Annotated in this window: 20 protein-coding genes; 10 read left to right on the top strand and 10 right to left on the bottom strand. The window is 65.7% G+C overall.

The window, feature by feature from the left end:
* Window positions 1–63 precede the first annotated feature (63 nt).
* From KCG88_RS22815 to KCG88_RS22805, 3 genes are read left to right on the top strand one after another with little or no spacing between them, the layout of a single operon-like run.
* Window positions 64–1,440: a cytochrome C gene (locus tag KCG88_RS22815; protein ID WP_246882783.1), complete on the top strand. Its 1,377-nt coding sequence runs from the start codon at window positions 64–66 to the stop codon at window positions 1,438–1,440.
* Entirely contained in the window at window positions 1,437–1,949 is a 513-nt protein-coding gene (locus KCG88_RS22810; protein ID WP_210713142.1) for a sorbitol dehydrogenase, read from the top strand. The genes KCG88_RS22815 and KCG88_RS22810 overlap by 4 nt, the downstream gene beginning before the upstream one ends.
* Window positions 1,946–4,165, top strand: coding sequence for a GMC family oxidoreductase (locus KCG88_RS22805; protein ID WP_210713141.1), 2,220 nt, complete (start codon window positions 1,946–1,948; stop codon window positions 4,163–4,165). Before KCG88_RS22810 ends, KCG88_RS22805 begins: the two co-directional genes overlap by 4 nt.
* Window positions 4,166–4,210: 45 nt before the next feature.
* On the opposite strand, the gene KCG88_RS22800 is transcribed toward KCG88_RS22805, so the two are convergent.
* A complete protein-coding gene (locus tag KCG88_RS22800; protein ID WP_047335370.1) occupies window positions 4,211–4,735 on the bottom strand; it encodes an Mpo1-like protein in 525 nt (174 codons plus the stop codon).
* A gap of 102 nt (window positions 4,736–4,837) precedes the next feature.
* On the opposite strand from KCG88_RS22800, the gene KCG88_RS22795 reads away from it, so the two are divergent.
* Window positions 4,838–5,524 (top strand): Crp/Fnr family transcriptional regulator, encoded by a 687-nt coding sequence (locus KCG88_RS22795; protein WP_047283418.1) that lies wholly within the window; start codon window positions 4,838–4,840, stop codon window positions 5,522–5,524.
* A 544-nt stretch (window positions 5,525–6,068) separates the two neighbouring features.
* On the opposite strand, the gene uraH is transcribed toward KCG88_RS22795, so the two are convergent.
* Both uraH and KCG88_RS22785 read right to left on the bottom strand, forming a co-directional pair.
* Window positions 6,069–6,479 carry a hydroxyisourate hydrolase gene (gene uraH, locus KCG88_RS22790; RefSeq protein WP_210713140.1) on the bottom strand — a complete coding sequence of 137 codons (411 nt, stop codon included), beginning with the start codon at window positions 6,477–6,479 and terminating at the stop codon, window positions 6,069–6,071.
* A gap of 99 nt (window positions 6,480–6,578) precedes the next feature.
* Window positions 6,579–7,067 (bottom strand): heme-binding protein, encoded by a 489-nt coding sequence (locus tag KCG88_RS22785; RefSeq protein ID WP_047283420.1) that lies wholly within the window; start codon window positions 7,065–7,067, stop codon window positions 6,579–6,581.
* A 136-nt stretch (window positions 7,068–7,203) separates the two neighbouring features.
* Here KCG88_RS22785 and KCG88_RS22780 point away from each other — a divergent pair, with 136 nt between their 5' ends.
* Both KCG88_RS22780 and KCG88_RS22775 read left to right on the top strand, forming a co-directional pair.
* On the top strand, window positions 7,204–7,884 hold the full coding sequence (locus KCG88_RS22780) for a heavy metal response regulator transcription factor (RefSeq protein ID WP_047283421.1): 681 nt from the start codon (window positions 7,204–7,206) through the stop codon (window positions 7,882–7,884).
* Window positions 7,871–9,259 (top strand): heavy metal sensor histidine kinase, encoded by a 1,389-nt coding sequence (locus tag KCG88_RS22775; protein WP_210713139.1) that lies wholly within the window; start codon window positions 7,871–7,873, stop codon window positions 9,257–9,259. Before KCG88_RS22780 ends, KCG88_RS22775 begins: the two co-directional genes overlap by 14 nt.
* A gap of 10 nt (window positions 9,260–9,269) precedes the next feature.
* On the opposite strand, the gene KCG88_RS22770 is transcribed toward KCG88_RS22775, so the two are convergent.
* The gene (locus tag KCG88_RS22770; protein WP_210713138.1) at window positions 9,270–10,274 is read right to left on the bottom strand and encodes an AraC family transcriptional regulator; all 1,005 of its coding nucleotides are present in this window, start codon (window positions 10,272–10,274) and stop codon (window positions 9,270–9,272) included.
* Between the two features lie 99 nt (window positions 10,275–10,373).
* On the opposite strand from KCG88_RS22770, the gene KCG88_RS22765 reads away from it, so the two are divergent.
* Window positions 10,374–11,447 (top strand): fatty acid desaturase, encoded by a 1,074-nt coding sequence (locus KCG88_RS22765; protein ID WP_210713137.1) that lies wholly within the window; start codon window positions 10,374–10,376, stop codon window positions 11,445–11,447.
* Between the two features lie 41 nt (window positions 11,448–11,488).
* Here the strand turns inward: KCG88_RS22765 and KCG88_RS22760 are convergent, their stop codons facing one another.
* The 3 genes from KCG88_RS22760 to KCG88_RS22750 are packed head-to-tail and all read right to left on the bottom strand — an operon-like array spanning window position 11,489 to window position 15,521.
* Complete coding sequence (locus tag KCG88_RS22760) at window positions 11,489–13,099, bottom strand: arylsulfatase (protein ID WP_210713136.1); 1,611 nt, start codon at window positions 13,097–13,099, stop codon at window positions 11,489–11,491.
* 14 nt (window positions 13,100–13,113) lie between these two features.
* The gene (locus KCG88_RS22755) at window positions 13,114–13,929 is read right to left on the bottom strand and encodes an ABC transporter ATP-binding protein (RefSeq protein WP_210713135.1); all 816 of its coding nucleotides are present in this window, start codon (window positions 13,927–13,929) and stop codon (window positions 13,114–13,116) included.
* The gene (locus tag KCG88_RS22750) at window positions 13,926–15,521 is read right to left on the bottom strand and encodes an ABC transporter permease subunit (RefSeq protein ID WP_047335377.1); all 1,596 of its coding nucleotides are present in this window, start codon (window positions 15,519–15,521) and stop codon (window positions 13,926–13,928) included. The genes KCG88_RS22755 and KCG88_RS22750 overlap by 4 nt, the downstream gene beginning before the upstream one ends.
* Window positions 15,522–15,889: 368 nt before the next feature.
* Between KCG88_RS22750 and KCG88_RS22745 the strand changes: the two genes are divergently transcribed.
* Window positions 15,890–16,912 (top strand): ABC transporter substrate-binding protein, encoded by a 1,023-nt coding sequence (locus KCG88_RS22745; RefSeq protein ID WP_047283427.1) that lies wholly within the window; start codon window positions 15,890–15,892, stop codon window positions 16,910–16,912.
* A 29-nt stretch (window positions 16,913–16,941) separates the two neighbouring features.
* On the opposite strand, the gene KCG88_RS22740 is transcribed toward KCG88_RS22745, so the two are convergent.
* Window positions 16,942–17,862, bottom strand: a complete 921-nt coding sequence (locus KCG88_RS22740; RefSeq protein ID WP_047283428.1) for a LysR family transcriptional regulator — start codon at window positions 17,860–17,862, stop codon at window positions 16,942–16,944.
* A gap of 183 nt (window positions 17,863–18,045) precedes the next feature.
* Between KCG88_RS22740 and KCG88_RS22735 the strand changes: the two genes are divergently transcribed.
* Entirely contained in the window at window positions 18,046–18,951 is a 906-nt protein-coding gene (locus KCG88_RS22735; RefSeq protein ID WP_210713134.1) for a TauD/TfdA family dioxygenase, read from the top strand.
* Between the two features lie 158 nt (window positions 18,952–19,109).
* Here KCG88_RS22735 and KCG88_RS22730 read toward each other — a convergent pair whose 3' ends face one another.
* Window positions 19,110–20,726, bottom strand: a complete 1,617-nt coding sequence (locus tag KCG88_RS22730) for an alkaline phosphatase family protein (protein WP_210713133.1) — start codon at window positions 20,724–20,726, stop codon at window positions 19,110–19,112.
* Window positions 20,727–21,015: 289 nt separating this feature from the next.
* Complete coding sequence (locus tag KCG88_RS22725) at window positions 21,016–21,960, bottom strand: LysR family transcriptional regulator (RefSeq protein ID WP_210713132.1); 945 nt, start codon at window positions 21,958–21,960, stop codon at window positions 21,016–21,018.
* A 154-nt stretch (window positions 21,961–22,114) separates the two neighbouring features.
* On the opposite strand from KCG88_RS22725, the gene KCG88_RS22720 reads away from it, so the two are divergent.
* Entirely contained in the window at window positions 22,115–24,487 is a 2,373-nt protein-coding gene (locus KCG88_RS22720) for a TonB-dependent receptor (protein WP_210713131.1), read from the top strand.
* Window positions 24,488–24,496 lie beyond the last annotated feature (9 nt).

Below are 24,496 nucleotides of genomic sequence, written 5' to 3'. Positions count from 1 at the left end.
TTGAAGAGTCCATGACGGACCGGCGTTCTGTCTCCTGGCCAGCCTGATGCCAAGGAGACAAGCATGAAAAAGGAAGTCTATCGGCCCGGTCCGAGGTTCGGTTGTGCACTCTGCGGTGCACTGCTCAGCCCTTTGGCCCTGGCGCTTGCGCCACCCGACCTGTCCTCGCACATACCCTACGACGTCGCAGTGACCGCCCCTCCTGCACCGACCCTGGAAAGCCTGCAGCGGGATTTCGACGTGCTGTCCTGGCAGACCTTCATCGCCCTCAATTGGCCGGCCCAGGACGACGGCAGCCCCGGCGCCGGCCCCATCGGCAAGGAGGACGGCCCCACCGTCTGGGAAAGCTGGAAAGAGAGCTATCAGATCTTCCGGGCCAAGGGCGAGAAGCCCTTGGCCTGGGATGCCCCGGCGATCCTTCCCAAGCCCTGTGAAGGGCTCAAGTCCGGGCGCCTGCTGCAACAGATGGGCAAGGTCGCGGGTGTCCTCGACGAGTTCATCCAGCCGTTCCAGAGCGGCCCGCTGGTGGACCAGAGCGGCACCTACACCCGCAACGAAATCGTGGTCAACCGGCCGATGTTCAACGATATCGTCGACAAGGGCCTGTACAGCGTCCAGGGCCAGCAGGCGTATTTCGCCGCCAACCCGAACAACCGCGTGGCCTTCAGCTGCGGCTCCAATCCCCACCAGCAGCCCGGCGCAATCATGGTCAAGGCCTCGTGGAAGGTGCTGGACGGCAACGACCAGCGCAGCCGCTTCCATACGGTGGACGCCCTGGTCTACACCCCCGGCAACAGCGATCCGACCCATGGGCCCATCGTGGAAGAGTCGTGCAAGGCCGAGGCGGTAGGCCTGGTGGGCCTGCACATCGTGCACAAGACCGCGCTGGCGCCGCAGTGGGTCTGGTCGACCTTCGAACACGTGGACAACGTGCCGGAAAAAACCACCCCACCGGAGCAGCGCAAAGGTCCGTACCTGTTCTACAACGCTGCCAGCTCGGCCAAGGTCAACGAACCACCGCCCCGGCCCTGGAACCCGGCGGTCAAGGCCACGCCGTCGCAGATCGTCCGCGAGATCCCGCTGACCGAGGCCGCCAAGGCACTGAACAGCACCTACCAGGCGCTGCTGCGCACGGCCAACCCGCAGAGTGTCTGGGCCAACTACCAGATGATCGACACCCAATGGCCCGCCGATCCGGCCCCCGACTGCGAGACGCCGTCGCCGACCAATCCCCTGGGCAGCCCGGCCCCGACCTTCCTCGCCAACGCCACCCTGGAAACCTTTATCCAGGGCACGGTGCCCCAGGCGTCCTCCAGTTGCATGGACTGCCACAACAACGCGACGACCCGGGTCACCCAGAACCCCCGCACCACCTTCGCCGACTTCACCTATCTGCTGGAGCGTGCCCAATCCACTGGCGCCGCAGGGAGCAAACCATGAGCACCGAGCGTGAGAACTTTGTCGGCCTGTCCTCGGCGTTGCTGGGGATCGGCAAGGCCTTGCTGGCGCCGCAGATCGACCCCATCGACCTGCCCAGCCAGTTTCTGGCCTATATCCGCCCGAAGCTGACCGAGGCCCAACTCAATGACCTGCTGAGCCAGTACGCCAGCCTGGTGGCCGACCAGCAGAGCCCGCAACAGATCGCCCGGGCGTTGCTGATGAGCAACGGCCAGCCGGCGGTCACACCTGCGGCCAAGGCCTGTCGTTCGATCATGAAAATGTGGCTGCTGGGGGTCTGGTACCAGCCTTATGACGCCAGCAGCTTCAAGGCCGGGCAGCAGTGGGTCGTGTCCGACCTGGCGTACCAGCAAAGCTGGGCCTGGAAGGTCGCCCAGGCCCATCCCATGGGCTACAGCCAGTTTCATTTCGGCTACTGGAACGAGACGCCGCCGAGCCTGGAGGCCTTTACCGGTGTGCCCGCCAAGGGGCAGCAAGGAGCTTCGTCATGAGCACAGAACAAGCGGATGTGGTGATAGTCGGCGCCGGCCTGGCCGGTAGCATCATCGCCTATCAATTGGGTCTGGCCGGGATCAAGGTCCTGGTGCTGGAGTCCGGGCCGAGCATTCCGGCCAATCGCACGCAATACATGGAGCGCTTCTACAACGCCACCCTGAAGACCCCGGAGTCGCCCTATCCTCCGGCCAGCAACCTGCAGCCGCAGCTGTATCCGCAATTGCAGCCGGACCAGCAGAACGCGCCACGGCCGACCATTGCCGACCTGCTCAACGGCTGGAAAGAGCCCGCGACCAGCTACCTGGTGCAGAAAGGCCCGGAGGCGTTCACCAGCACCTATGAGCGGGTCGGCGGCGGCACCACCTGGCACTGGGTGGCCACCTGCCTGCGCATGCTGCCCAACGACTTTCGCCTCAAGTCGCTGTACGGCGTCGGGGTCGACTGGCCCATCGGCTACCAGGATCTGCAAAGCGCCTATTGCCGCGCCGAGGCGGAGATTGGCGTCGCGGCGGACGTGGCTGACCAGGGTTACCTGGGCATGACTTTTCCCGAGGGCTATCAATTCCCCATGCACAGCATCCCGCTGTCCCTGGTGGACGCCAGTTTCGTCAAGGCGGTGCAGGGCCATTCGTTCGCCGACCTGCCGCTGCTGGTGAGCCCGACCCCGGCCGGGCGCAACTCCGAGCCCTACGCCGGGCGCCGGGTCTGCGCGGGCAATACCAACTGCACGCCGATCTGCCCGATCCAGGCCAAGTACGACGCCACGGTGACCCTCAACAAGGCCCTGGAAACCGGCAACGTGCGGGTGCTGTACCAGACCGTGGCGAGCAAGGTCCGGGTCGATGGCAAGTCCAGCATCAGCGGTATCGAGTTCATCCAGTACCAGCTGGGGGACGGCCCGCCCACCGCCAATGGCGTGGCCCTCGGGCAGCGCTATGTGATCGCCGCCCATGCCATCGAGACCCCCAAGCTGTTGCTCAACTCAGCCTGTCCCGAGGCACCCAATGGCGTGGCCAACAGCAGTCTCCAGGTCGGGCGCAGCCTGGCGGACCACCCGATCTACCTGGCCTGGGGGCTGATGCCGCCGGGGCAGAAGGTGTTCCCTTATCGTGGGCCGGTGTCCACGGCGGGCATCGAAAGCCTGCGCGACGGAGCCTTTCGCCATCACCGTGCGGCGTGGCGCATCGAGATCGGCAACGAGGGCCTGAACTGGCCGATCGGCGATCCCTACGCCACGGTGTGCGACCTGATCGACGGCAAGAAAGACAGCAACACCAACCCAACGTCCCTGGCGTTGTTTGGAGAGGATCTGATTCGTACCCTCAATGATCGTCTGACCCGTCAATTCCGCATTGCCTTCCTGGTGGAGCAGGTGGAGAAGGACCCGGACCACGCCGACTGCTACATCGTGCCTTCCGGCGAGTACAAGGACCGCCTGGGCATCCCTCGCCCAGAGATTCACTACAAGCTGTCGGACTACACCAAGGAGGGCTTCAAGCAGGCCCGGCAGGCGGCCACCTACATCATCACCAAGCTGTTGGGGGCTACCGAACTCACCAATCTCAAACCGACACCGGATAAGAACCCCGGATTCTTCATCTACGATGACGAGCCCTACAGCTTCCAGGGGGCCGGGCACCTGATGGGCACCTATCGCATGGGTGACGACCGCAAGACCTCGGTAGTGGATAAGCACCAGCGCAGCTGGGACCACCCCAATCTGTTCCTGGTGGGAGACGGGGTATTCCCCAGCAGCGGGACTGCCAACCCCAGCCTGACCATCGCCGCGCTGTCGTTTCAGGCTGCTGATGTGCTGGCCAACGAGCTCAAGGCCGCCACGGTCACGGTTCAGGCCAACAGGCCGTGGCAAGGCACCGGGGTGCATCTCAATGGCGTGAGTCCGCGGCTGGTGCGCTATGCCGGCGGGCACTGGTCCGCCAGCCCTGCGGGAGGCATGGTGGATGGCCGGGGCAATCCGCTCTACCTCGCCAAGCCCGGCTACACCTTGCCGGGAGCCAGTGAAGGGGCATTGATCGGCCGGGTCGGTGCGGATGGCGAACCCTTCCTGATCGGTGATCTGGCCGAGATACCGGCGGGCCGCCAAGGGGAACTGCAACTGTGCATCAATGACGACCTGGACGGGCGTTACGGTGTCGGCCTGCAGGACAACCAGGGTGAACTGACGGTGCGGGTGGAGTTCGGCACCCTGTGAAAGAACCTGGCCGGGGGGGGGCGTTCGGCACCCCCGGCCCGGGTTTCAGATCATGGCTTTCTTGTGCCGCAGGGCCACCGGGCCCGAGCGCTGCTCGATGGCCTGTTTCAAGTCATGGCGCAGCCCCAGCAGGAACGCCAGTTCGGCCACCACGAACAGCGGACCGACGATCAAACCCGACAGATCATCGACAAAGGCCGGTTTGCGGCCTTCGTAGTAATGGCCGATGAACTGGATCACCCAACCGATCACGAACAGGCCCAGGCCGCTGCTCAACCACAGCCCGGTGCTTTGCGCTGCCAGCGCTTGCCCGGCCCAGACCGACAGGCCCATCAGCCCACTCATCAACACGCCCAGGCGCAACTCCAGGCGCAGGTAGAACACGCACGAGGCCAGGGCCAGCAGCACGGCCGGCGACACCAGGATCCCCGCCAGTGGCCAGGCGGGACGGGACAAGAGCACGGCCACCGCCACCACGATCATCGGAATGCCGATAAAGTGGCTGGCGATATTGCGTGGGTCGCGGTGGTAGGCAGCGTATTGACTGAGATGATCAACGAGGCTTTTCATTGTTGTTCCTCCGTAAGGGTGGCCCGATCATGCCCGGCCACCGATCACGGCACTGTCAGCTAGGCGACAATCACGCCGATGCCTTGAGGAGAAGACCTGTTCATGGACCTGCAGCAGTGGCGTGAATGCCTGATGACCGGCCAGTGGTACCGCCACCTGCCGGCGTCCTTACAGAATAGTCTGCTCGACAACGCGCGCCTGCGCCGGCTGACGGCGGGGCAGTGCCTGTTCCGGCGCGGCGATCCGCCCTGCGGGCTGTACGCGGTGCTGGAGGGCACGGTGCGGGTGGGCGCGGTCAGCGAACAGGGCAAGGAGGCGTTGTTGAGCCTGATGCAGGCGCCGCACTGGTTCGGCGAGATCTGCCTGTTCGACGGCCAGCCCCGTACCCACGATGCCTACGCCGAGGGCGCCTGCACCCTGCTCCAGGTGCCGCAGGCGAACCTGCTGCAACTGCTGGAGCAGCAGCCGCAATACTGGCGCCAGTTTGCCTTGCTGATGAGCCACAAACTGCGCCTGGCCTTTATCAACCTGGAGCAGTTAAGCCTGATGCCGGCCCCGGCGCGGGTGGCCAGCCGCCTGCTGGCGATGGCCGCCGGCTACGGTGAAGTAGCCCAGGCCCGCCGCGTGCTGCAACTGCCCCAGGAACAACTGGCGCTGATGCTCTCGCTATCGCGCCAGACCACCAACCAGATCCTCAAGGACCTGCAGCACCAGGGCATCCTGCGCTTGAGCTACGGCGAGATCGAAATCCTCGACACCGAGCGCCTGCACGCCCTGACCTCGCCATAGAAGCCCCCGCGATGTCCCTGCCTCCCGCGGAAACTGGCTTGCCAGCGAAGGGGCCCGCAAGATCGCCTTCGCCGGCAAGCCGGCTCCTACAGAAGCCCCCGCGATGTCCCTGCCTCCCGTAGGAGCTGGCTTGCCAGCGAAGGGGCCCGCAAGATCGCCTTCGCCGGCAGCCGGCTCCTACAGAAGCCCCCGCGATGTCCCTGCCTCCCGTAGGAACTGGCTTGCCAGCGAAGAGGCCCGCAAGACCGCCTTCGCCGGCAAGCCGGCTCCTACAGAAGCCCCCGCGATATCCCCGCCTCCCGTAGGAGCTGGCTTGCCAGCGAAGGGGCCCGCAAGATCGCCTTCGCCGGCAAGCCGGCTCCTACAGAAGCCCCCGCGATGTCCCCGCCTCCCGTAGGAGCTGGCTTGCCAGCGAAGGGGCCCGCGAGATCGCCTTCGCCGGCAAGCCGGCTCCTACAGAAGCCCCCGCGATATCCCTGCCTCCCGTAGGAGCTGGCTTGCCAGCGAAAAGGCCCGCCAGACCGCCCTCGCCAGCAGCCGGCTCCTACGAGCCACGATAGGTCGAGAACCCATAAGGGCTGAGCAGCAACGGAATGTGGTAATGCTGCTCGGTCTGCCTGACCTCGAAGATCACCGGGATCTCGGGAAAGAAGGTCTCGCGCTTGGCTTGCCTGAAGTACTCGCCGGTCTTGAACACCACCCGATACTCGCCAGCCGTCAACGCCCGGTTCGCCGGAAACAGCTCGGCAATCCGCCCCTGCTCATTGGTCACCCCTTCGGACAAGGGCTTCCAGTCCTGGCCCACCTGCTGCTCCAGGGTCACCTTGACCCCCGGCGATGGCAGGCCGTTCTCCAGATTCAGTACGTGCACGCTCAACGGGTTGCCTGCCGCCAGGGCCAGGCTCGACAAACCACACAGGCCGATGGCCGCCAGACTGTTACGCAAAACATTCATGCCCCACTCCTTCCTCGATTGAACAAACAACACAACCTGTAGCCGCTGCCGAGCCCGCGAGGCTGCGAACGACCGCAACGCGGGCGCAGGCTTTCACGATCACTCACGCCCGGCCTCGGTAGCCAACCCCACCCGCTGCGCGGCCTGAACCGCACACGCCTCGTCCTGCGCCGCGCCACCGGCCCCGGCAATCCCGATGGCCCCCACCAGTTGGTTGCCGGCAAACAACGCAAGGCCGCCACCGAGCAACAGCAGCTCCGGCACGGTATTGAGATTGGCCGCCTCGGGGTTGTTGCGCGCCCGTTCGGCGAACAACCGGCTCGAAGTCTTGGTCGACAGCGCGGTATACGCCTTGCGCTGGCTGGCCGGGCCGTTGTGCGGGCCCACGCCGTCGCCACGCATCGCCACCAGCAGGTTGCCGCCACGGTCCAGCACCGATACCGCCGCGGTGCAGTGGGCCAGGCTGGCATCGGCCAACTGACGGGCGGCGGCCAGGTCCAGCTCGGCATGGCGCGGCAGTTCGAGCGCCGCCAGGGCCGTGCCGGCGAGGCCCAGGCCCAGGCCCAGAACAAGAGATTTAGCGATCATCAAGGAGGCTCCAGAAAGTCAGGCCGCCACCTTAGCCAGCGATCTTCGTCAGAACTCCGTCGTCTTGATTACAAGTTTGTAATGGGCAAGCGTGCGCCGGGCGCCTAGCCTGTGCCGATCATTTCCGAGGTGCGCCATGCGTTTGCTGGTAGTTGAAGACGAAGCCAAGACCGCCCATTTCCTTGCCAAGGGCCTGGGAGAGTCCGGCTTTGCCGTGGACGTGGCCCTGAACGGCCTGGACGGGCGCTATTTCATCGAGCAGCAGGAATACGACCTGATCATCCTCGACGTCATGCTCCCCGGCCTCAACGGCTGGCAGTTGCTGCAGTTGATCCGCCAGCGCGGCGCCACCCCGGTGCTGTTCCTCACCGCCCGCGACGCCATCGAAGACCGGGTCCGCGGCCTGGAACTGGGCGCCGACGACTACCTGCTCAAGCCCTTCGCCTTTGCCGAGCTACTGGCCCGGGTGCGCACCCTGCTGCGCCGCGGACCGCTGCGCGAGGCCGAGTCCTTCAGCATCGCCGACCTGGAGATCGACGTGCTGCGCCGTCGCGTCAGCCGTGGCGGCCAGCGCATCGCCCTGACCAACAAGGAGTTCGCCCTGCTGCACCTGTTGGCCAGCCGCCAGGGCGAAGTGCTGTCGCGGACCCTCATCGCCTCCCAGGTGTGGAACCTGAATTTCGACAGCGACACCAATATGGTGGAAGTGGCGGTACGAAGGTTGCGGGCCAAGGTCGACGACCCCTACATGCCCAAGCTGATCCACACCGTGCGTGGCGTCGGCTACCAGCTGGAAGCCCCGGATGAAGCGCTCTAGTTCCATCGCCTGGCGGCTGGCCCTGGCCTTTGCCGCGGTCTGCGCCCTGGTGCTCAGCGTGATCGGGGTGTTCCTCTACCGTTCCCTGGCCGGGGAAATCGCCTACCGCGACGACCTGGCCCTGCTCGGCCGCCTGGAACAGGTGCGGGCCCTGCTGCAGGACAGCGACAGCCTGGATGCCCTGCAAGCCCGGCCCCGGCTGTACCAGAACATGCTGGGCAACCAGGAAAGCCTGCTGCTGGTGCGGCGGGCCGATGGCTCGACGGTGATCGACATCAACCCGCGCCAGCAGCGCCTGCCCACGCTCGACCCCATCGCGCTGCAACAGGTGCCGCAACGCACCGATGTCCGCCTCTGGCCGGGAGCGGGCGATGTGCCGGTGGCCCTGCTGGCGGGCCAGGCCCGGGGGCCCAAGGGCGAAGCCCTGATCGTGGTCGCCGGCAAGGTTCTCAGCGAGCGCGAGCAGATGCTCGCCAGTTACCGCCTGCGCCTGTACCTGGCGGTGGGGCTTGGGGCCTTGCTGGCCTTCGCCCTGGGCCTGCTGCTGTTGCGCCGGGGCTTGCAGCCCTTGCGCCAGCTCAGCGAAGCGGCCCGCCAGATCGACCTGCGCAGCCTCGACCGGCGCCTTCACACCGACGGCATTCCGGCGGAATTCCACGAGCCGGTGCAGGCCCTGAACGCCATGCTGGCACGCCTGGAAGAAAGCTTTGAGCGCCTGTCGCAATTTTCCGCCGACCTGGCCCACGAGATCCGCACGCCGTTGCACAACCTTCTGGGCAGCAATGGCCTGGCCTTGAACCAGCCGCGCAGTGCGGCGGAGTACCAGGAAGTGCTGGCCTCCAACATGGAAGAGTTCGAGCGCCTGGGGCGCATGGCCGAGAACCTGCTGTTCCTGGCCCGGGCCGAGCAGGCCGATGCGGTGCTGGACCTGCAGGTACTGTCACTGGCCGGTGTCGGGGCACAATTGTGCGACTACTTCGAAGCCTTGGCGGACGACCGCCAGCTGCGCCTGGAGAACGGTTTTTCTGGCGAGCTGCGGGCCGACCAGCAATTGCTGCAACGGGCCCTGGGCAACCTTCTGGCCAATGCCGTGCGCCATGCCGATGCAGGGTCGCTGATCCGCCTGGGGCGCCACGATGAAGCGGGCTGGTGCTGGTTGCAGGTGCATAACCAGGGCCCGGCGATCGCCCCCGAGCACCTGCCCCGGCTGTTCGACCGTTTCTACCGGGTCGACCCGTCCCGGGCCGAGCCGGGGGACTCCGGGGGCTTGGGGCTGGCCATCGTGCACTCGATCATGCTGCTGCATGGCGGCCAGGTGCGGGTCACGAGCGATGAGCAGGCCACGGTATTCGAACTGGGCTTCCCCCTCCTGTAGCCGCTGGGGCTTAGCGCAGGCCGTCGCGAAACTGCCCCGGGGTAATCCCGGTCCAGCGCTTGAATGCCCGGCTGAAGCTGCTGGCATCGGCAAAGCCCAACAGGTAGCTGATCTCGCTCAGGGAGCATTCCAGGTCCCGCAGGTGCAGCAGGGCGAGGTTTTCCCGGCATTCGTTGAGCAGGGTGTCAAAGCGCGTGCCTTCATCCGCCAGGTGCCGTTGCAGGCTGCGCAAACTCAGGTGCAGAGCCTGGGCCACTCGCTCGGCCGAAGGTTCGCCTTCGGGCAATTGGGCTTCGATCACCCCGCGTACCTTGCGCTCCCAGGTCAGGGGCCGCAGTTGCAGCAGGGTGCGCTTGAGCACCGCTTCGTTGTGTTCGGCCAGCTCCGGGTTGGCGTCGTCCAGGTGGCTGTCGAAATCGTGCAGGCCGAACTCCAGGCAGTCGTCCACGGCGGCGAACTGCACCGGGCAGCGGAATACCTTGTGCCACTGGCTCGGGTCCGCCGGGGCCGGGCGCCGCAATTGCACGGCCAGCGGCGCGTAGTCACGGCCCAGTCGGTTGCGGCAGGTGCGCACGTAGATCGCGGCAAAGGCGTCGATGGCTTCGAAGGCCGGCTGCGGCGAGCCTTCGGGCACCTTGAGGAAGAACCGGTAGCGGTCCGCTTCCCGGGTCAGGGCCAGTTCCAGGGCATCGCTGACCACCTGGTGATACCGCACGATGCGTTCGAAGACTTCCCGCAGGCTGCCGCTGGCCACCAGGGCGTAGCCCAGGGCATGAAAGGTGGTGGGGCTGACAAAGCGCGACACCCGCAGGCCGATGGCCGGGTCGCCGCTGGCCTGCACGGCGAGATGCCACAGGCGGGTGGTGGCCGACAGCGGGTAGCGGGCGTTGGGGTCGTCCATCAATTGCGGGTCGAGCCCGGCTTCGCGGCACAGTGCGGCGCTGTCGAGGTCCAGAGCGTCCAGTTGCTTGCGCAAGGCGCGGGTCCAGCTGGCAAGGGAAGTGGCTTCGGTCATGCGATTGGCGCGTCCGGTCAACAGGTTGGCGTTTACGGCTAGCGCCCGGAGCCGGGGCTCGGGGCAGGATGCACACATCACTGACCAGAGGATGGAATCATGCAGGGTATTTCTGCAAGCCCCGAGCGGATGAACGCGCAACAGCGGGCGGCGCACATTCGCCAGGTGGTCCTGGCCCGGGGCGATGAACTGCGCCGACGCTTTCCCTTGCTGCGGCACCAGGACGCCCTGGGCGCGGGGATTCTGCTATTTGCCCTGTCCGGGATGCTGGGGTCAGCGCTGCTCTATGTCACGGGTCACCTGGCCTGGTGGGCGTGCTTGCTGCTCAATGCCTTTTTCGCCTCGCTGACCCACGAGCTGGAACACGACCTGATCCACAGCATGTACTTTCGCAAGCAGCGCCTGCCCCACAACCTGATGCTGGGGCTGGTGTGGCTGGCGCGGCCGAGCACCATCAACCCCTGGGTGCGCCGCCACCTGCACCTGAATCATCACAAGGTGTCCGGCAGCGAGAGCGACATCGAGGAGCGCGCCATCACCAACGGCGAGCCCTGGGGCATCGCCCGCCTGCTGATGGTCGGCGACAACATGATGGCGGCCTTCATCCGACTGCTGCGGGCGCCGGGGGCCAGGCGCAAGCTGGGCATCCTCGTTCGCACCTTGGCGGTGTACGCACCGCTGGCCCTGCTGCACTGGGGCGCCTGGTACGTGTTCCTGGGCTTTCATGGGGCCAATGGCGTGGCCGCGTTGCTGGGCAGCCCGGTCCAGTGGTCGCAGGACACCTTGGCGCTGATGCACTACATCGATATCGCCGTGGTGGTGATCATCGGTCCCAACGTGCTGCGTACCTTCTGCCTGCACTTTGTCAGTTCCAACATGCACTACTACGGCGACATCGAACCGGGCAACGTGATCCAGCAGACCCAGGTGCTCAACCCCTGGTGGATGTGGCCGCTGCAGGCCTTCTGCTGCAACTTCGGTAGCACCCACGGCATCCATCATTTCGTGGTCAAGGAACCGTTCTACATCCGCCAGCTGACGGCGCCGGTGGCGCATAAAGTGATGGCCGAGATGGGCGTGCGCTTCAACGATTTCGGTACCTTTGCCCGGGCCAACCGTTTTCATCCTGTGGAACAGGCGCAGGGGGATGCGGGGGAGGTTGTGCGAGCGTAGGAGCCGGCTTTTACACGGTCCGATAGCCAGCGCCTACAAGCTCAATCCGGCTGGAACGGCGATTCGCTGAGGATCACCCCGGTTTCATCCACATAACGCTGCCATTCCTCCAGCAGCGTGCGCAGTTTTTCCGGCTGGCTCTGGGCCAGGTCGTGAATCTCCCCCGGGTCCTGGCCCAGGTCGTACAGCTGCCAGGTCGCCGGGCCCACGGGGCCGGGGATGTACACCGCCTTCCACTGGCCCTGGCGGATCGCCCGGCGGCCGAACAGCTCCCAGCCGGTAACCGTGTGCTGGTCATGCACCTGGGCGGTTTCGCCGGAGAGAAAGCCCAGCCACGACTTGCCCCGCAGCGGCGCTACATCGCGCCCGCGCCAGCGCTTGCCCGGGTGGCGCACGCCGGCCAGGTCCAGCAGGGTCGGAGTAATGTCCATTACCGTGCCGAAACCGTGGCTGATCTGCCCCTTGAGCGGCAGTTGCGGGTAGTGCAGCAGCGCCGGCACGCGAATTCCGCCCTGGGTGGTGAAGGCCTTGAACAGCCGCGACGGCGCGGTGGCCGCCTGGGCCCAGGCCGGGCCGTACCAGACGTAGGAGTTGGCCCGGCCGATGTTCTCCAGGCGGTTGTCGTAGTGCTGGTTGAGGTAGGTCAAAAGCTCCGGGCCGAACTTGGGGAAGGCTTCCAGCAGCGCGCCCTCGGCACCGTTGTCGGACATGAACAGGATCAGGGTGTTGTCCAGCTGGCCTTGCTGGCGCAGGTAGTCCACCACCCGGCCGATGTTCCAATCCATGCGCTCGACCATCGCCGCATACACCTCCATGGCCCGTGCCGACACCTGGCGCTGTTCTTCGCTGAGGGCGTCCCACTCGGCGTTGAGGTTGATCAGTGGATGGGGCTCGATCTCGGCCTCGATCAGGCCCAGGGCCTTGAGTTTTTCCAGGCGTTCCAGGCGCAGCACCTCGGGGCCGGCGTCATAGCGGCCACGGTACTTGGCGACGATCTCCTCGGGGGCCTGCAACGGCCAGTGGGGCGCCGAGAACGGCAGGTAGGCGAAGAACGGCCGGCTCTGGTCGCGCTCTTTCAGGTACTGCAAGAGCTTGTCGCCGAAGGCATCGGAGGAATAGAAATCCGCTGGCAGTTCATCGATGAAGCGGTCGTCCTCGATGTACAGCGCCGGCGTGGATTTGAGCAGCCCGGGGGTGTGCTCGTCGTAGGTCGGCTCGAAACCGTAGTGGTTGGCCGCCCCCGGCAACAGCGAGAACGAGCGCTCGAAGCCCCGGGCATGGGGCGCGCGTTCGGCAGTCAGCCCCAGGTGCCATTTGCCGCTCATCAGGGTCTGGTAGCCGGCTTCGCGCAGCAGTTCCGGCAGGGCCACCACGCGGTCGTTGAGGTAACCCTCGTAGCCCGGCTTGCCGATCAGCTCGGGGGTCAGGGCCTCGGCCATGGTGCCGATCCCGGCAATGTGGTGGTCGGTGCCGGTGAGCAGCATGGAGCGGGTCGGCGAGCAGGTGGGGGCGGTGTGGAAATCGGTCAGGCGCAGGCCACCTGCGGCCAGGGCGTCGAGGTTCGGCGTGGCGATCTCACCGCCGAAGGCGCCGAGGTCGGAGAAGCCCAGGTCGTCGGCCAGGATCACCAGGAAGTTGGGACGTTGCGGCATCGAGTCACTCCTGTTCAGCAAGCAATGAAGGTCAGGGGCAGGTCGCGGATTTGTACCGGCGAAGGCGCCTGGTAGCGCTCGTCGCGGGTCAGTTCGTGAAGCAGCTCCTCCCGCAGTTGGTGGAAGTCGAAACTGCTGCGCTGGCGCGGGTGGGGCAGGGCCACTTCGACCACGCGCTTGATCCGTCCCGGGCGCGGCTCCATCACCACCACCCGGTCGGCGAGGAAAATCGCTTCCTCGACATCATGGGTTACCAGCACCGTGGTGATTTTTGCCCGTTCGCGGATCGCCAGCAGTTCGTCCTGCATCTGCTGGCGGGTCAGGGCGTCGAGGGCGCCGAAGGGCTCGTCCAGCAGCAGGATCCGCGGGCTGGCTACCAGCCCCCGGGCAATGGCCACTCGTTGCGCCATGCCACCGGACAGTTGGTGGGGATAGGCCCGGGTGAAATCCTTGAGGCCCACCAGTTCGATGAACTCGCCGACCCGCTGCTGGCGCTCGGCGGCGCTCAGGGGCTCGTTGACCAGGCCCAGGCCGATGTTCTCGGCCACCGTCAGCCAGGGGAACAGGCGGTGTTCCTGGAACACGATGCCGCGCTCGCCGCCGATGCCGCTGACGGCCTTGCCATCGACCTGGATCTGGCCACGAAACTCGGTGTCCAGGCCGATCAGCAGGCGCAGCAGGGTGGACTTGCCGCAACCGCTGGAACCGACGATGGCGACGAACTCGCCTTCGGCGATGTCCAGGTTGAATTCGCGGATCGCCTCCACCTCGCCACCGGCGACGGCGAAGGTCTTGCCCACGTGAGTGAAACTGACCAGGGGTGCGTTCATGCGTGTCTCCAGCGGGTGGCGCGAAGTTCGAGTTGTTGCCCGATCAGGTTGAGCAGGGCCCCGGTAAGGCCTACCAGGAGCATGCCGGCCATGATCAGGTCCATGCGCAGCAGTTGCTGGGCGCTGATCATCTGGCTGCCGATGCCGCCGTTGGACGGCATGAAGTATTCCGCGCCGATGGTGCCCAGCCAGGCGTAGATCAGGCTGATGCGCAGGCCGGCGAAAATCCCCGGCGCGGCGCCGGGCAGCACCAGCCGGCGCAACCGTTGCCAGAGGTTCAGGCGCAGTACCTGGGCGGCTTCCGCCAGTTGCGGCGAGAGCTGGGCGACGCTGCGCTGGGTGGCGATGAACAGCGGGAAGAATGCGGCCAGGGCGACGAACACCCACTTGGCCAGTTCCCCCAGGCCGAACCAGGCGGTGAGCAGCGGCACCCAGGCGAAGATGGCGATCTGGCGAATGGCGGCCAGGGTCGGGCCCAGCAGGCGTTCACTGAACCGGGACAGGCCCAGCAGCAGGCCAAGGGCAAAGCCCAGGCCGCCGCCCAGCAGCAGGCCACCGAGGGTGCGGCCCAGGCTCAGGCCCATGCCCCCCAGCAGGCTGCCATCGAGCAGGCCGTTGCTGGTGGTGGCGAGCACCGCCAGGGGGCTGGGCAGGATGTTCGGGTCGACCCACTGCTGGTCGCTCGCCACTTGCCACAGGGCCAGCAGCGCCAGGGGCAGCAGCCAGGGTTGCAGGCGCTGCCAGCCCTGGTAGCGCGGGCCGCGACGGAATTCGGCGGTGGCCGGGTGCGGCCAGTGCACCAGCCGGCGGTCGAGCCAGCCGATGCCGCGGTCCATGCACACCCCCAGCAGGCCGATCACCAGGATGCACACGAAGACGATGTCCAGCATGAACAGTTGGCGCGCCCAGACCATCAGGTAGCCGATGCCTTCGCTGGAGGCCAGCAGTTCCACTGCCAGCAGCGAGGTCCAGCCGGTGGCCAGCGCCAGGCGCACCCCGGCCATGAAGGCCGGCAGCGCGGCGGGTAGCACCAGGCGGCGCACCAGCAGCGCCGGCGGCAGGCGCAGCACCGCGGCGGCTTCCCGCAGCCGGGGCTGGGCATCGCGCACGCCCACCAGGGTGTGCAGGGTCACGGGCACCACCACCGCCTTGATCAGCACCACCAGCTTGAGCATTTCGCCGATGCCGAAAAACACCATGAACAACGGGATCCAGGCCAGGGTGGGGATCTGCGACAGGGCGCCGAAGGTGGGAAACACCAGGCGCTCCAGGCGTCGGCTGAAGCCCAGGGCACCCCCCAGCAGGGCACCGGCGGCGATACCCGCCAGCAGGCCCCAGAACAGCCGTTGCAGGCTGATCGCCAGATGGCTCCACAGCTCGCCATGGGCCAGCTCCAGGGCACTGCTCCAGACCAGGGCCGGGGCCGGCAGGATCTGTTCGCTCATCCATTGATTGCGGCTGGCCAGCCACCACAGGGCGAACAGGCTGATGGGTAACAGCCAGGGCAGCAGTCGCTGGCTGATCAGGGGCCAGCCGGGGCGTCCGTTGGGCGGCGCCGCCAGAGGCAGGCTAAGCAGGGAAACACGGGCCATGGATGACCTCCGTCGTCGGGTTCTGCATGGCGTGGGTCGATGCCGTAGGGGCTGGTTTGTCGGCGAATCAGCGCTGGAGGGCCTCTTCGCCGGAAAGCCGGCCCCTACGTGTTATGCATTTGTGATCTATCAAGATTCTTATCGATGCTATTAGGAGATAAGAAAGGCCATTTAAGGCTTCTCGCCGACACGCATCCAATGCATTTGAAGAATATTTTTCATGCATTTCATGCATATCCCCGGGGACGCCCGTAGTCACTGATTTATTCGATATGGTTATTAAAATGTGAATTTATAGTATTTAAATGTTGATCGATTCCGTGCCTACCTTTTGCTCCTCTGAGCCTTTGCCACCAGGAGCCGCACCTATGAACCTTCCCTTCAAACGCGCCATCAGCCTGTTCGCCGCCCCGGCCCTGGCGGGGCTCCTGGGCTGCCTGCCGCTGCTGGCCCAGGCCGACCAACTCAAGGAAATCCGCATTGCCGTGCCCGACCTCAGTGCCGGCACCCAGCACAGCGGCGGTGGGGTGGTGGATGTGCTGCGCCAGCAACAGATCTTTGAAAAGGCCTTCGCCGACCAGGGCATCAAGATCCAGTGGAATTTCTTCAAGGGCGCAGGCCCGGTGATCAACGAGGCCTTCGCCAACGGCCAGGTGGACCTGGCGTACCTGGGGGACCTGGCCGCCATCATCGGCAAGTCCAACGGCCTGGATACCCGCCTGCTCAGCGCCTCGGCCCGTGGGGTCAAGCACTACCTGGGGGTGGTGCCGGGTTCCGGGATCAAGACCCTGGAAGACCTCAAGGGCAAGCGCGTGGCGGTGTTCCGTGGCACCGCCACCCAGCTGTCGTTCGACGCGGCCCTGGCCAGCCGGGGCCTGAGCGAGAAGGACCTGAAGGTGGTCAACCTTGACTTCAACGCGGCGGTGGCAGCATTGGCGGCCAAGCAGATCGACGCCTCCTGGGGCAGCACCGGGCTCTCGGCCCTGCGCAGCAAGGGCCTGGCCGAACTGCCGCTGAGCACCAAGGACCTGGGGGGCGCCGGCAGCGTGCAGAGCGTGCTGGTGGGCGCCGGCAAGTTTGTCGACGAACATCCCGAGGCCGTGGAAAAACTGCTCAAGGCCCAACAGCAGGCCGTAGCGTGGCTGACCCAGGACAGCAACAAGGAAGCCTACATCCAGCTGGTGTCGGGGCTGGCCAGCTACCCGCCGGTGATCTTGCAGGATGACCTCAAGGACCAGCGCCTGAGCGAGATCTTCCCCTCGACCCTGGACCCGGTGTTCCTCGGCAAACTGCAGGATTCGGTAGACCTGGCGGCCAAGGAGCGGTTGATCCGCAAGCCGTTCAAGGTGGATGCCTGGGTCGCCCCGCAGTTGGCCGCTGCCGGTCTTTGAGGTCGGCACCATTCGCCGGCGAAGCTGTTCTACACGGCGACGGCGTGCCCCTGCCGATCTACCGCCACCAGCACTTCGATCATCTTGCGCGCCGCCGGCGACAGGCGAAAACCGCTGCGGCTGACGATGCCGCAACGGGCATTCAGGCTGTCGATGTTCTGCGGCAGGTTGCGCCAGTGCAGCAGCGCCAGCGAACCCTGGGCGATGTCTTCGGCAAAGGCCTCGGCAGTGCCCACGCCGATGGCATTGGACTGGCGGACGATCTTCACCAGGGCCGGAAAGTGCTCGGTCTCAATGGTCGGTGAAAAGTCGATGCGCCCGCTGAGGTTGGCCAGCAACTTGCGGATCCCCGGGGGGATCAAGGTGGTGGCCAGGGGGTAGTCGAACATGTCGTTGGTGGACAGGCTCTCCTTGGCCAGCAGCGGGTGCCCGGGGCGGCAGAAGAACACGCCGCGCTTGGGCGTCAGGGGCTGGGTCTGGTAGTTCGGGTCGGCTTCGAAATGGCGGATGTCGGCGATAAAGAATTCGATCTCTTCGCGGTTCAGGCTGCGGCTGAGTTTTTCCCAGTTGTCCACGGCAAAGCAGGTGCGCACCTTCGGGTGGGCACTGGTGAATTGCGCCACCGCGTCGGGCACCAACTTCACCGCCGGGGCCGGGCCGCAGCCGAAGCGCACCTCGCCGGCGTCGAGCTTGGTCATCTGGGTCACTTCGCTGCTGAGCAAGGCCGCGCCCTGCACCAGGCTCAAGGCGTGCTGCAGCACCACCTGGCCTTCCGGGGTGGGGCGCAGGTCCTTGTTGCCACGGTCCACCAGCACGCAGCCGAACTCCTGTTCCAGGCCCTGGATACTGCGGCTGAAGGCCGGCTGGGTGATGCCCATGGCGTCGGCGGCGCGGACAAAACTGCGGTGTTCATTGAGGGCGATGAAGTAACGCAATTGGCGAAGATCCATATGCTTTCCCGGCATCCGAAAAATAGCTCGAAGGCATTTGCGACGATTGAGGAATGAGGTTTTAAATGCAAGCTCTTATTCCGTCAACGAAGCATGTAGTTATCTATTAGATCTAAATTGAATATAGATAGAGCGTTGTTTCGCGGCGGTTCCACCGTAAGCAGTCCGATGAGGGTGTACCTGATGAGCAATGCCGCCTTAGCCGTTCAACCTGATGTTCATGCCCTTGATATTCACCCGGTGGCCGGCCGTATCGGCGCCGAGATCCGTGGCGTGCAACTGTCCGGCGATCTCGACGCCGCCACCGTGGAAGCGATCCGGCAAGCGCTGGTGCAGTACAAGGTGATTTTCTTCCGTGGCCAGACCCACCTCGACGACCAGAGCCAGGAAGCCTTCTCGCACCTGCTGGGCGAACCGGTGGCCCACCCCACCGTGCCGGTACGCGACGGCACCCGCTACCTGATGGAGCTGGATGGCGCCCAGGGCCAGCGGGCCAACTCCTGGCACACCGACGTGACCTTTGTCGACGCCTACCCCAAGGCTTCGATCCTGCGCTCGGTGGTGGCCCCGGCCTACGGTGGCGACACCGTCTGGGCCAACACCGCCACGGCCTACAACGAACTGTCGGCGGAACTGCGGGAGCTGGCGGACAAGCTCTGGGCGGTGCACAGCAATGAATACGACTACGCCGGGGTCAAGCCGGACGTTTCGGCGGAGAAGCTGGAGCGTTACCGCAAAGTGTTCACCTCCACGGTGTTCGAGACCGAGCACCCGATTGTTCGCGTGCACCCCGAGAGCGGTGAAAAGAGCCTGGTGCTGGGGCACTTCGTGAAGCGCATCAAGGGCTATTCCCAGGCCGATTCGGCGCACCTGTTCAACTTGCTGCAAAGCCACGTCACCCGTCTGGAAAACACCGTGCGCTGGCGCTGGAACGCAGGGGACGTGGCGATCTGGGACAACCGCTCGACCCAGCACTATGCCCTGGACGACTACGGCACCCAGGACCGCATCGTGCGCCGTGTGACCCTCAAGGGCGACGTCCCGGTGGGCGTCCACGGCCAGCGCAGCCAGACCACCAAAGGTCTCTGACCCGCCCCCTCAAGCCCCTACGGGCATTTACCCGATGAACCTGCCCACTGTAGGAGCTGGCTTGCCAGCGAAGGCGCCCTCGAGAGTGCTGCAATGCCCAAGGGCCTCTTCGCCGGCAAGCCGGCTCCTACGGGGGAAGGTGCAGGTACGGGTGGGGGTTACCACACGCCGATCTGTACCAGCTTTTCGCTTTCCGGCTCGCCGTAGCGAAAACGCTGGCCGCGCAGGTCGATTTCTTGATGGCTGATGGTGGTACGGCGTTTCAGGCCGCGCAGCCATTCCAGCACATATCCCAGGTGTTCTTCGCGCACCGCGGCATAGGCCGGATCGGCCCCCAGGTCGTGCAACTCCTGGGGGTCGTTGTGCAGGTCGAACAACTGCGGGCGCAAGCCATCGTAGGCCAGGTACTTCCAGCGCTCGCTGCGCACCATGGTCATGCGGCAGCGGTCGATGGGCTGGCCCAGGCGCTCCCGCGCCGGAGCCTGGAAGGCGTAGTCGTATTCGCTGATGGCGTAGCGGCGCCAGGCCGGTTCGGCGCCGTGCAGCAGGGGGATCAGCGAGCGGCCTTCCAGGCGATGCTCGGCCCCCGGCAGGCCCAGGGCTTCGAGAAAGGTCGGCAGGGCGTCGATGGTTTCCACCAGGCGTTCATCCACCGTGCCGCGGCGGCTGTCTGCCGCCGTGCGCGGGTCGCGGACGATCAGCGGCACGCCCACCGCCGGTTCCAGCAGAAATTCCTTTTCCCCCAGGTAGTGGTCGCCAAGGAAATCGCCGTGGTCGCTGGTGAAGACGATCAGGGTGTCGTCCCAGCGGCCGTTGCTCTGCAGGAAGTCAAACAGCCGGCCGAGCTGGTCATCCACCTGCTTGATCAGGCCCATGTAGGTGGGCACCACGTTCAGGCGTACTTCGTCCCGGGAAAAATTCAGGCTCTCTTCATGCTGGCGGAAGGCGGCGTAGACCGGGTGGTCGCTGAGCTGCCCGGGCTCGGCGCGCACCGCCGGGATCACCTGCTCGGGGCCATACAGGGCGTGGTACGGGGCAGGCGCGATATAGGGCCAGTGCGGTTTGATGTAGGACAGGTGCAGGCACCAGGGCTGCTCGCCTTGTTCGCTGATGAAGTCGATGGCGCGGTCGGTGGTGTAGACGGTTTCCGAGTGCTCTTGCGCGACCCGGGCCGGCAGGTGGGCGTTGCGCATTTTCCAGCCGCTGCGGATTTCCCCCTGCTCGCCGGCCCCGGCGTTGGCCCAGTCGTGCCAGGGGTTGAGGCCGTCGTAGCCGAGGTTGCGCAGGTAGTGGGTGTAGGGCGCGGCCTCGCGCTTGTCGTCGAAGATTGGGTCGTCGGGGTAGATGCCGTCGTGACGCAAGTAGGGCTCGAAGCCGACTTCGTTGAGCGCTTCAGCCTGGGGGCTGTCGGGGTCGATGGCCAGGCGTTGCAGGGCGTCGAGGTTGGGCGTGGCGTGGGTCTTGCCCACCAGCGCGGTGCGGATGCCGTGGGGCCGCAGGTAGTCCCCCAGGGTCAGTTCTTCAAGGGGCAGGGGCACGGCGTTCCAGGTCACCTGGTGGCTGCTGACGTAGCGCCCTGTGTAGGCCGACATGCGCGACGGGCCGCAGATGGTGCCCTGGGTGTAGGCGCGGCTGAAGCGCACCCCGGCGGCGGCCAGGCGGTCGATGTTCGGGGTCTGCAGGTGCGGGTGGCCGTAGCACGAGAGGTAATCCCGGCGCAGTTGGTCGCACATGATGTAGAGCACGTTGCGCACGGGCGGATGGGTATTGGACATGGGGTTCACCGAGGGGAAGACAGGCGAGGTTTTTCGCCTCCGGCGGGGGCTTCCGGCAAGCGCATTTGCCGAATAGTTTCGATGCGTTTCATGCAATGCCGGCGCGCGCCCGCGGGTCTGTGGTGCCTGTAGGAGCTGGCTTGCCAGCGAAGGCGGCCACGCTGGGGGTGCAGGGCTTGAGGGCCTCTTCGCCGGCAAGCCGGCTCCTACGGTGGGAGGCGGCCGTGTGGGCCGTGCAGGGCTTGGGGGCTCTTTCGCCGGCAAGCCGGCTCCTACGGGTGGGGGCAGTTCACACGGCGAGGTTGTCCAGGTTGCATACCTCTTCGTCCTGTTCGTCGATGCCCTTGATCTCGTCGATCATTGCCGCGGCCAAAGGCGACAGGCGGTAGCCGGCGCGGCTGACGATGCCGTAGCGGGTGTAGAGCTCTTCCAGGTCGTCGGCCAGGCCGTCGATCTTCAGGCACACCAGCTCGCCCTTGGCGTTGTGCAACGCATCGCTGTAGGAGCCGACGATGCCGATGGCGTCCGAGCGCATGACCACCCCCAGCAGGCTGTAGCTGTTTTCGCATTCCACATTGGGCGTGAAGTCCGGCTTGCCGCTCAGGTCGACGATGACCTTGCGCAGGTTGGGCGGGCGGATGGTCACCGCCAGGGGGTAGCTCATCAGTTCGCTGGCGCTGACACTTTCGCGCTGGGCCAGGGGGTGCCCGGCGCGGCAGCAGAAATGCCATTTGCGCGGGCGCAGGCGCTGGGTCAGGTAATCCGGGTCGGCCTCGAAGTGACGGGTGTCGGCAACGAAGAATTCGAACTCTTCGCTGAGCAGGCGCTTGCTCAGGCTTTGCCAGTCATCCACCTGGAACTGCACCCGGGCCTTGGGGTAGCGCCCGATAAAGCTGCCGATGGCCCGGGGGATCAGCCCGGCGGCCGGCGCCGGGCCACAGCCGAAGCGCAACTCCCCCGCCTCCAGGCCATTGAACTGGCTGATCTCGTTGGCCATCTGCTGGGCGCCGCTGACCAGGCGGCGCGCGTGCTCCAGCAGCAACTGGCCCTGCTTGGTCGGCGCCAGGTCCTTGCGCCCGCGATCCACCAGCTGGCAGCCGACGCTGTGTTCCAGGGCCTGGATGCTGCGGCTGAAGGCCGATTGCGAAAGGTTCACCGCCGCTGCGGCCGCGACAAAGCTGCGCTGTTCGGCGAGGGCGATGAAGTGGCGGAGCTGGCGCAAGTCGATATGCATTTTTCACATAAAAAATATCGGGGAAATGCATTGGCTATGCATTAGGTCGACTCCTTATAAAGGCAATCTCTTATGCAGTAAATCTTTGTAAAAACATAAATAAATAACTTTAAGGAATATACAAGGCTGTATATTTTCTGACCAGGAGCCGCCCATGAGCCCGTTGTCCCTCGCTTCACCCCTCTCGCCCCGGCGGCTCAAGCGCCTGCCCCTGGCGCTGTTGCTGGCCGGCAGCGCGAGCTGGACGCCGACCTGGGCCGAAGATACCCCGGCGCCCCAAGCCACCCCGGCCAAGAGCAGTGCCAACAAGGCCAAGGCCGATGATGGCCAGTTGCAGACGGTGACCGTGACCGCCCGCCGCCGCGAGGAAAGCTCCCAGAGCGTGCCCACCCCCATGAGCGTGGTCAGCGGCCAGGCCCTGGAGAGCCAGCGGGTGTACCGCATCCAGGACCTGCAGCAGCTGGTGCCCAGCGTCAACGTCGCCTACATGCATGCGCGCCAGTCCAGCGTGTCGATCCGTGGCCTGGGCAACAACCCGGCCAGCGACGGCCTGGAAGGCAGCGTCGGGCTGTATATCGACAACGTCTACCTCGGAAGGCCGGGGATGGCGGTGTTCGACCTGATGGACATCGAGCAGCTGGAAGTGCTGCGCGGCCCCCAGGGCACCCTGTTCGGCAAGAACACCACCGCCGGGGTGATCAACATCAACACCCGGGCGCCGAGCTTCACCCCGGAGCGCAGCATCGAAACCTCCCTCGGCGAGGATGGCTACTTCCAGACCAAGGGCACGATTTCCGGGCCGCTGACCGATGAGCTGGCGGGGCGTTTTTCCGCCTACCGCACCCGCAGCGACGGCGACATCAAGAACGAATTCGACGGCCACGACCTCAATGGCGGCTCACGCCAGGGCTTTCGCGGCCAGTTGCTGTACAAGCCCAATGAAAGCTTCAACCTGCGCTGGATCGGCGACTACAACGAAGAGGATTCCAGCGCCGGCACCCGGGTGCTGTACAGCACCGGGCCGACCATCAACGGCACCAATGTCTACGAGTCGCGCGCGGCGGCGGCCGGCGCGACCCTGGTCAACGGTTCGCACCGCAAGGTCAACCTGGACAACGACCAGCATGTGACGGTGTTCCAGGGCGGCACTTCGCTTGAGGCCAACTGGACCCTGCCCAGCGACTTCACCCTGACCTCGGTCAGCTCCTACCGCTGGTGGAATTTCACCCCGCGCAACGACGACGGCCTCAACGTTCCGGCCAGCTACAACGCTGGGGTTTCGGTGGAAGACAAGCAGTGGTCCCAGGAATTTCGCCTGGCCTCGCCCACCGGCGGCTTCTTCGACTACGTGCTGGGCGCCTACTACTTCGGCTCCGACCTGGACAACAAGTCCTTCGCCTATTACGGGCCCAAGGCGGACATCTGGAACGGCACCCCGGCCGGCGCCCTGAGCAACGTCACCAGCATCGGCAACGGGCATATCCAGACCAACAGTTTCGCCCTGTTCGCCCAGGGCACCTGGCACCTCACCGAGCGCCTGGATTTCACCGCCGGCCTGCGCGGCACCTACGAGGAAAAAAGCGCCTGGGTGACCCGCAACGCCCCGGTGGGCGGCGTGGCGGTGGCCGGCGCCGCCGCCAACGCGCGGCGCGGGCGCACCGGGGCCTATGACTCCGGCGACCTCAACCAGTACAGCACCAGCCCCTCGGGTCTGCTCAACCTCAGCTACCGCATCACCGACGACCTGCTGGGCTACGCCACCCTGTCCCACGGCGAGAAGTCCGGTGGGGTCAACCTGACGGTGGGGTCGGCGCCGACCGCCGGGGCCGATTCGCTGCTGATCGGCACCGAGCGTGCCAACAACGCCGAGCTGGGTTTCAAGAGCACCCTGTGGGACCGCCGCTTGCAACTCAACGCCAACCTGTTCTGGACCCAGGTCAACGGCTACCAGACCAACGCCTACGACGACGTCAACCGCGTGCAGTACCTGACCAACGCCGGTTCGGTGCGCTCGCGCGGGGTGGAAGTGGAAAGCACCCTGGTGCCGATCCGTGGCCTGACCCTGAACCTCAACGGTTCCTACAACGACGTGCGCTACCTCTCCTACAAGGATGCGCCGTGCCCGCCGGAAGTCAGCCTGCGCCCCGGTGCCCCGGCCTCGTGCGATCTCAGCGGCCACCAAGTGGTGGGCGCCTCGAAATGGATCGGCAACGCCAACGGCGAATACAAGTGGAACCTGGACAACGGCCTGGAAGAGTACGTCACCGCCAGCTATGCATTCCGTTCCAAGGCGGTGGGCACCGTGGAGGACTCCGAGTACGGGCAGATCCCCAGCTACGCCGTGGTCAACCTGTCCACCGGCTTGCGCGGCAACTACGAGCAGGGCCAGTGGGACGTTTCGCTGTGGCTGAAGAACGCCTTCGACAAGACCTACTACACCACCCTCTGGACCGGCGGCAACGGCGGTTACGAAGGCCTGCTGGGCACCCCGCGGACCTTGGGGGTGACCGGTCGCTACGATTTCTGATACCCGGCT

It is taken from the genome of Pseudomonas sp. MWU349 (genome assembly GCF_017947325.1).
Lineage (GTDB): Bacteria > Pseudomonadota > Gammaproteobacteria > Pseudomonadales > Pseudomonadaceae > Aquipseudomonas > Aquipseudomonas protegens.
This window is presented reverse-complemented; position numbering and strand designations above follow the sequence as displayed.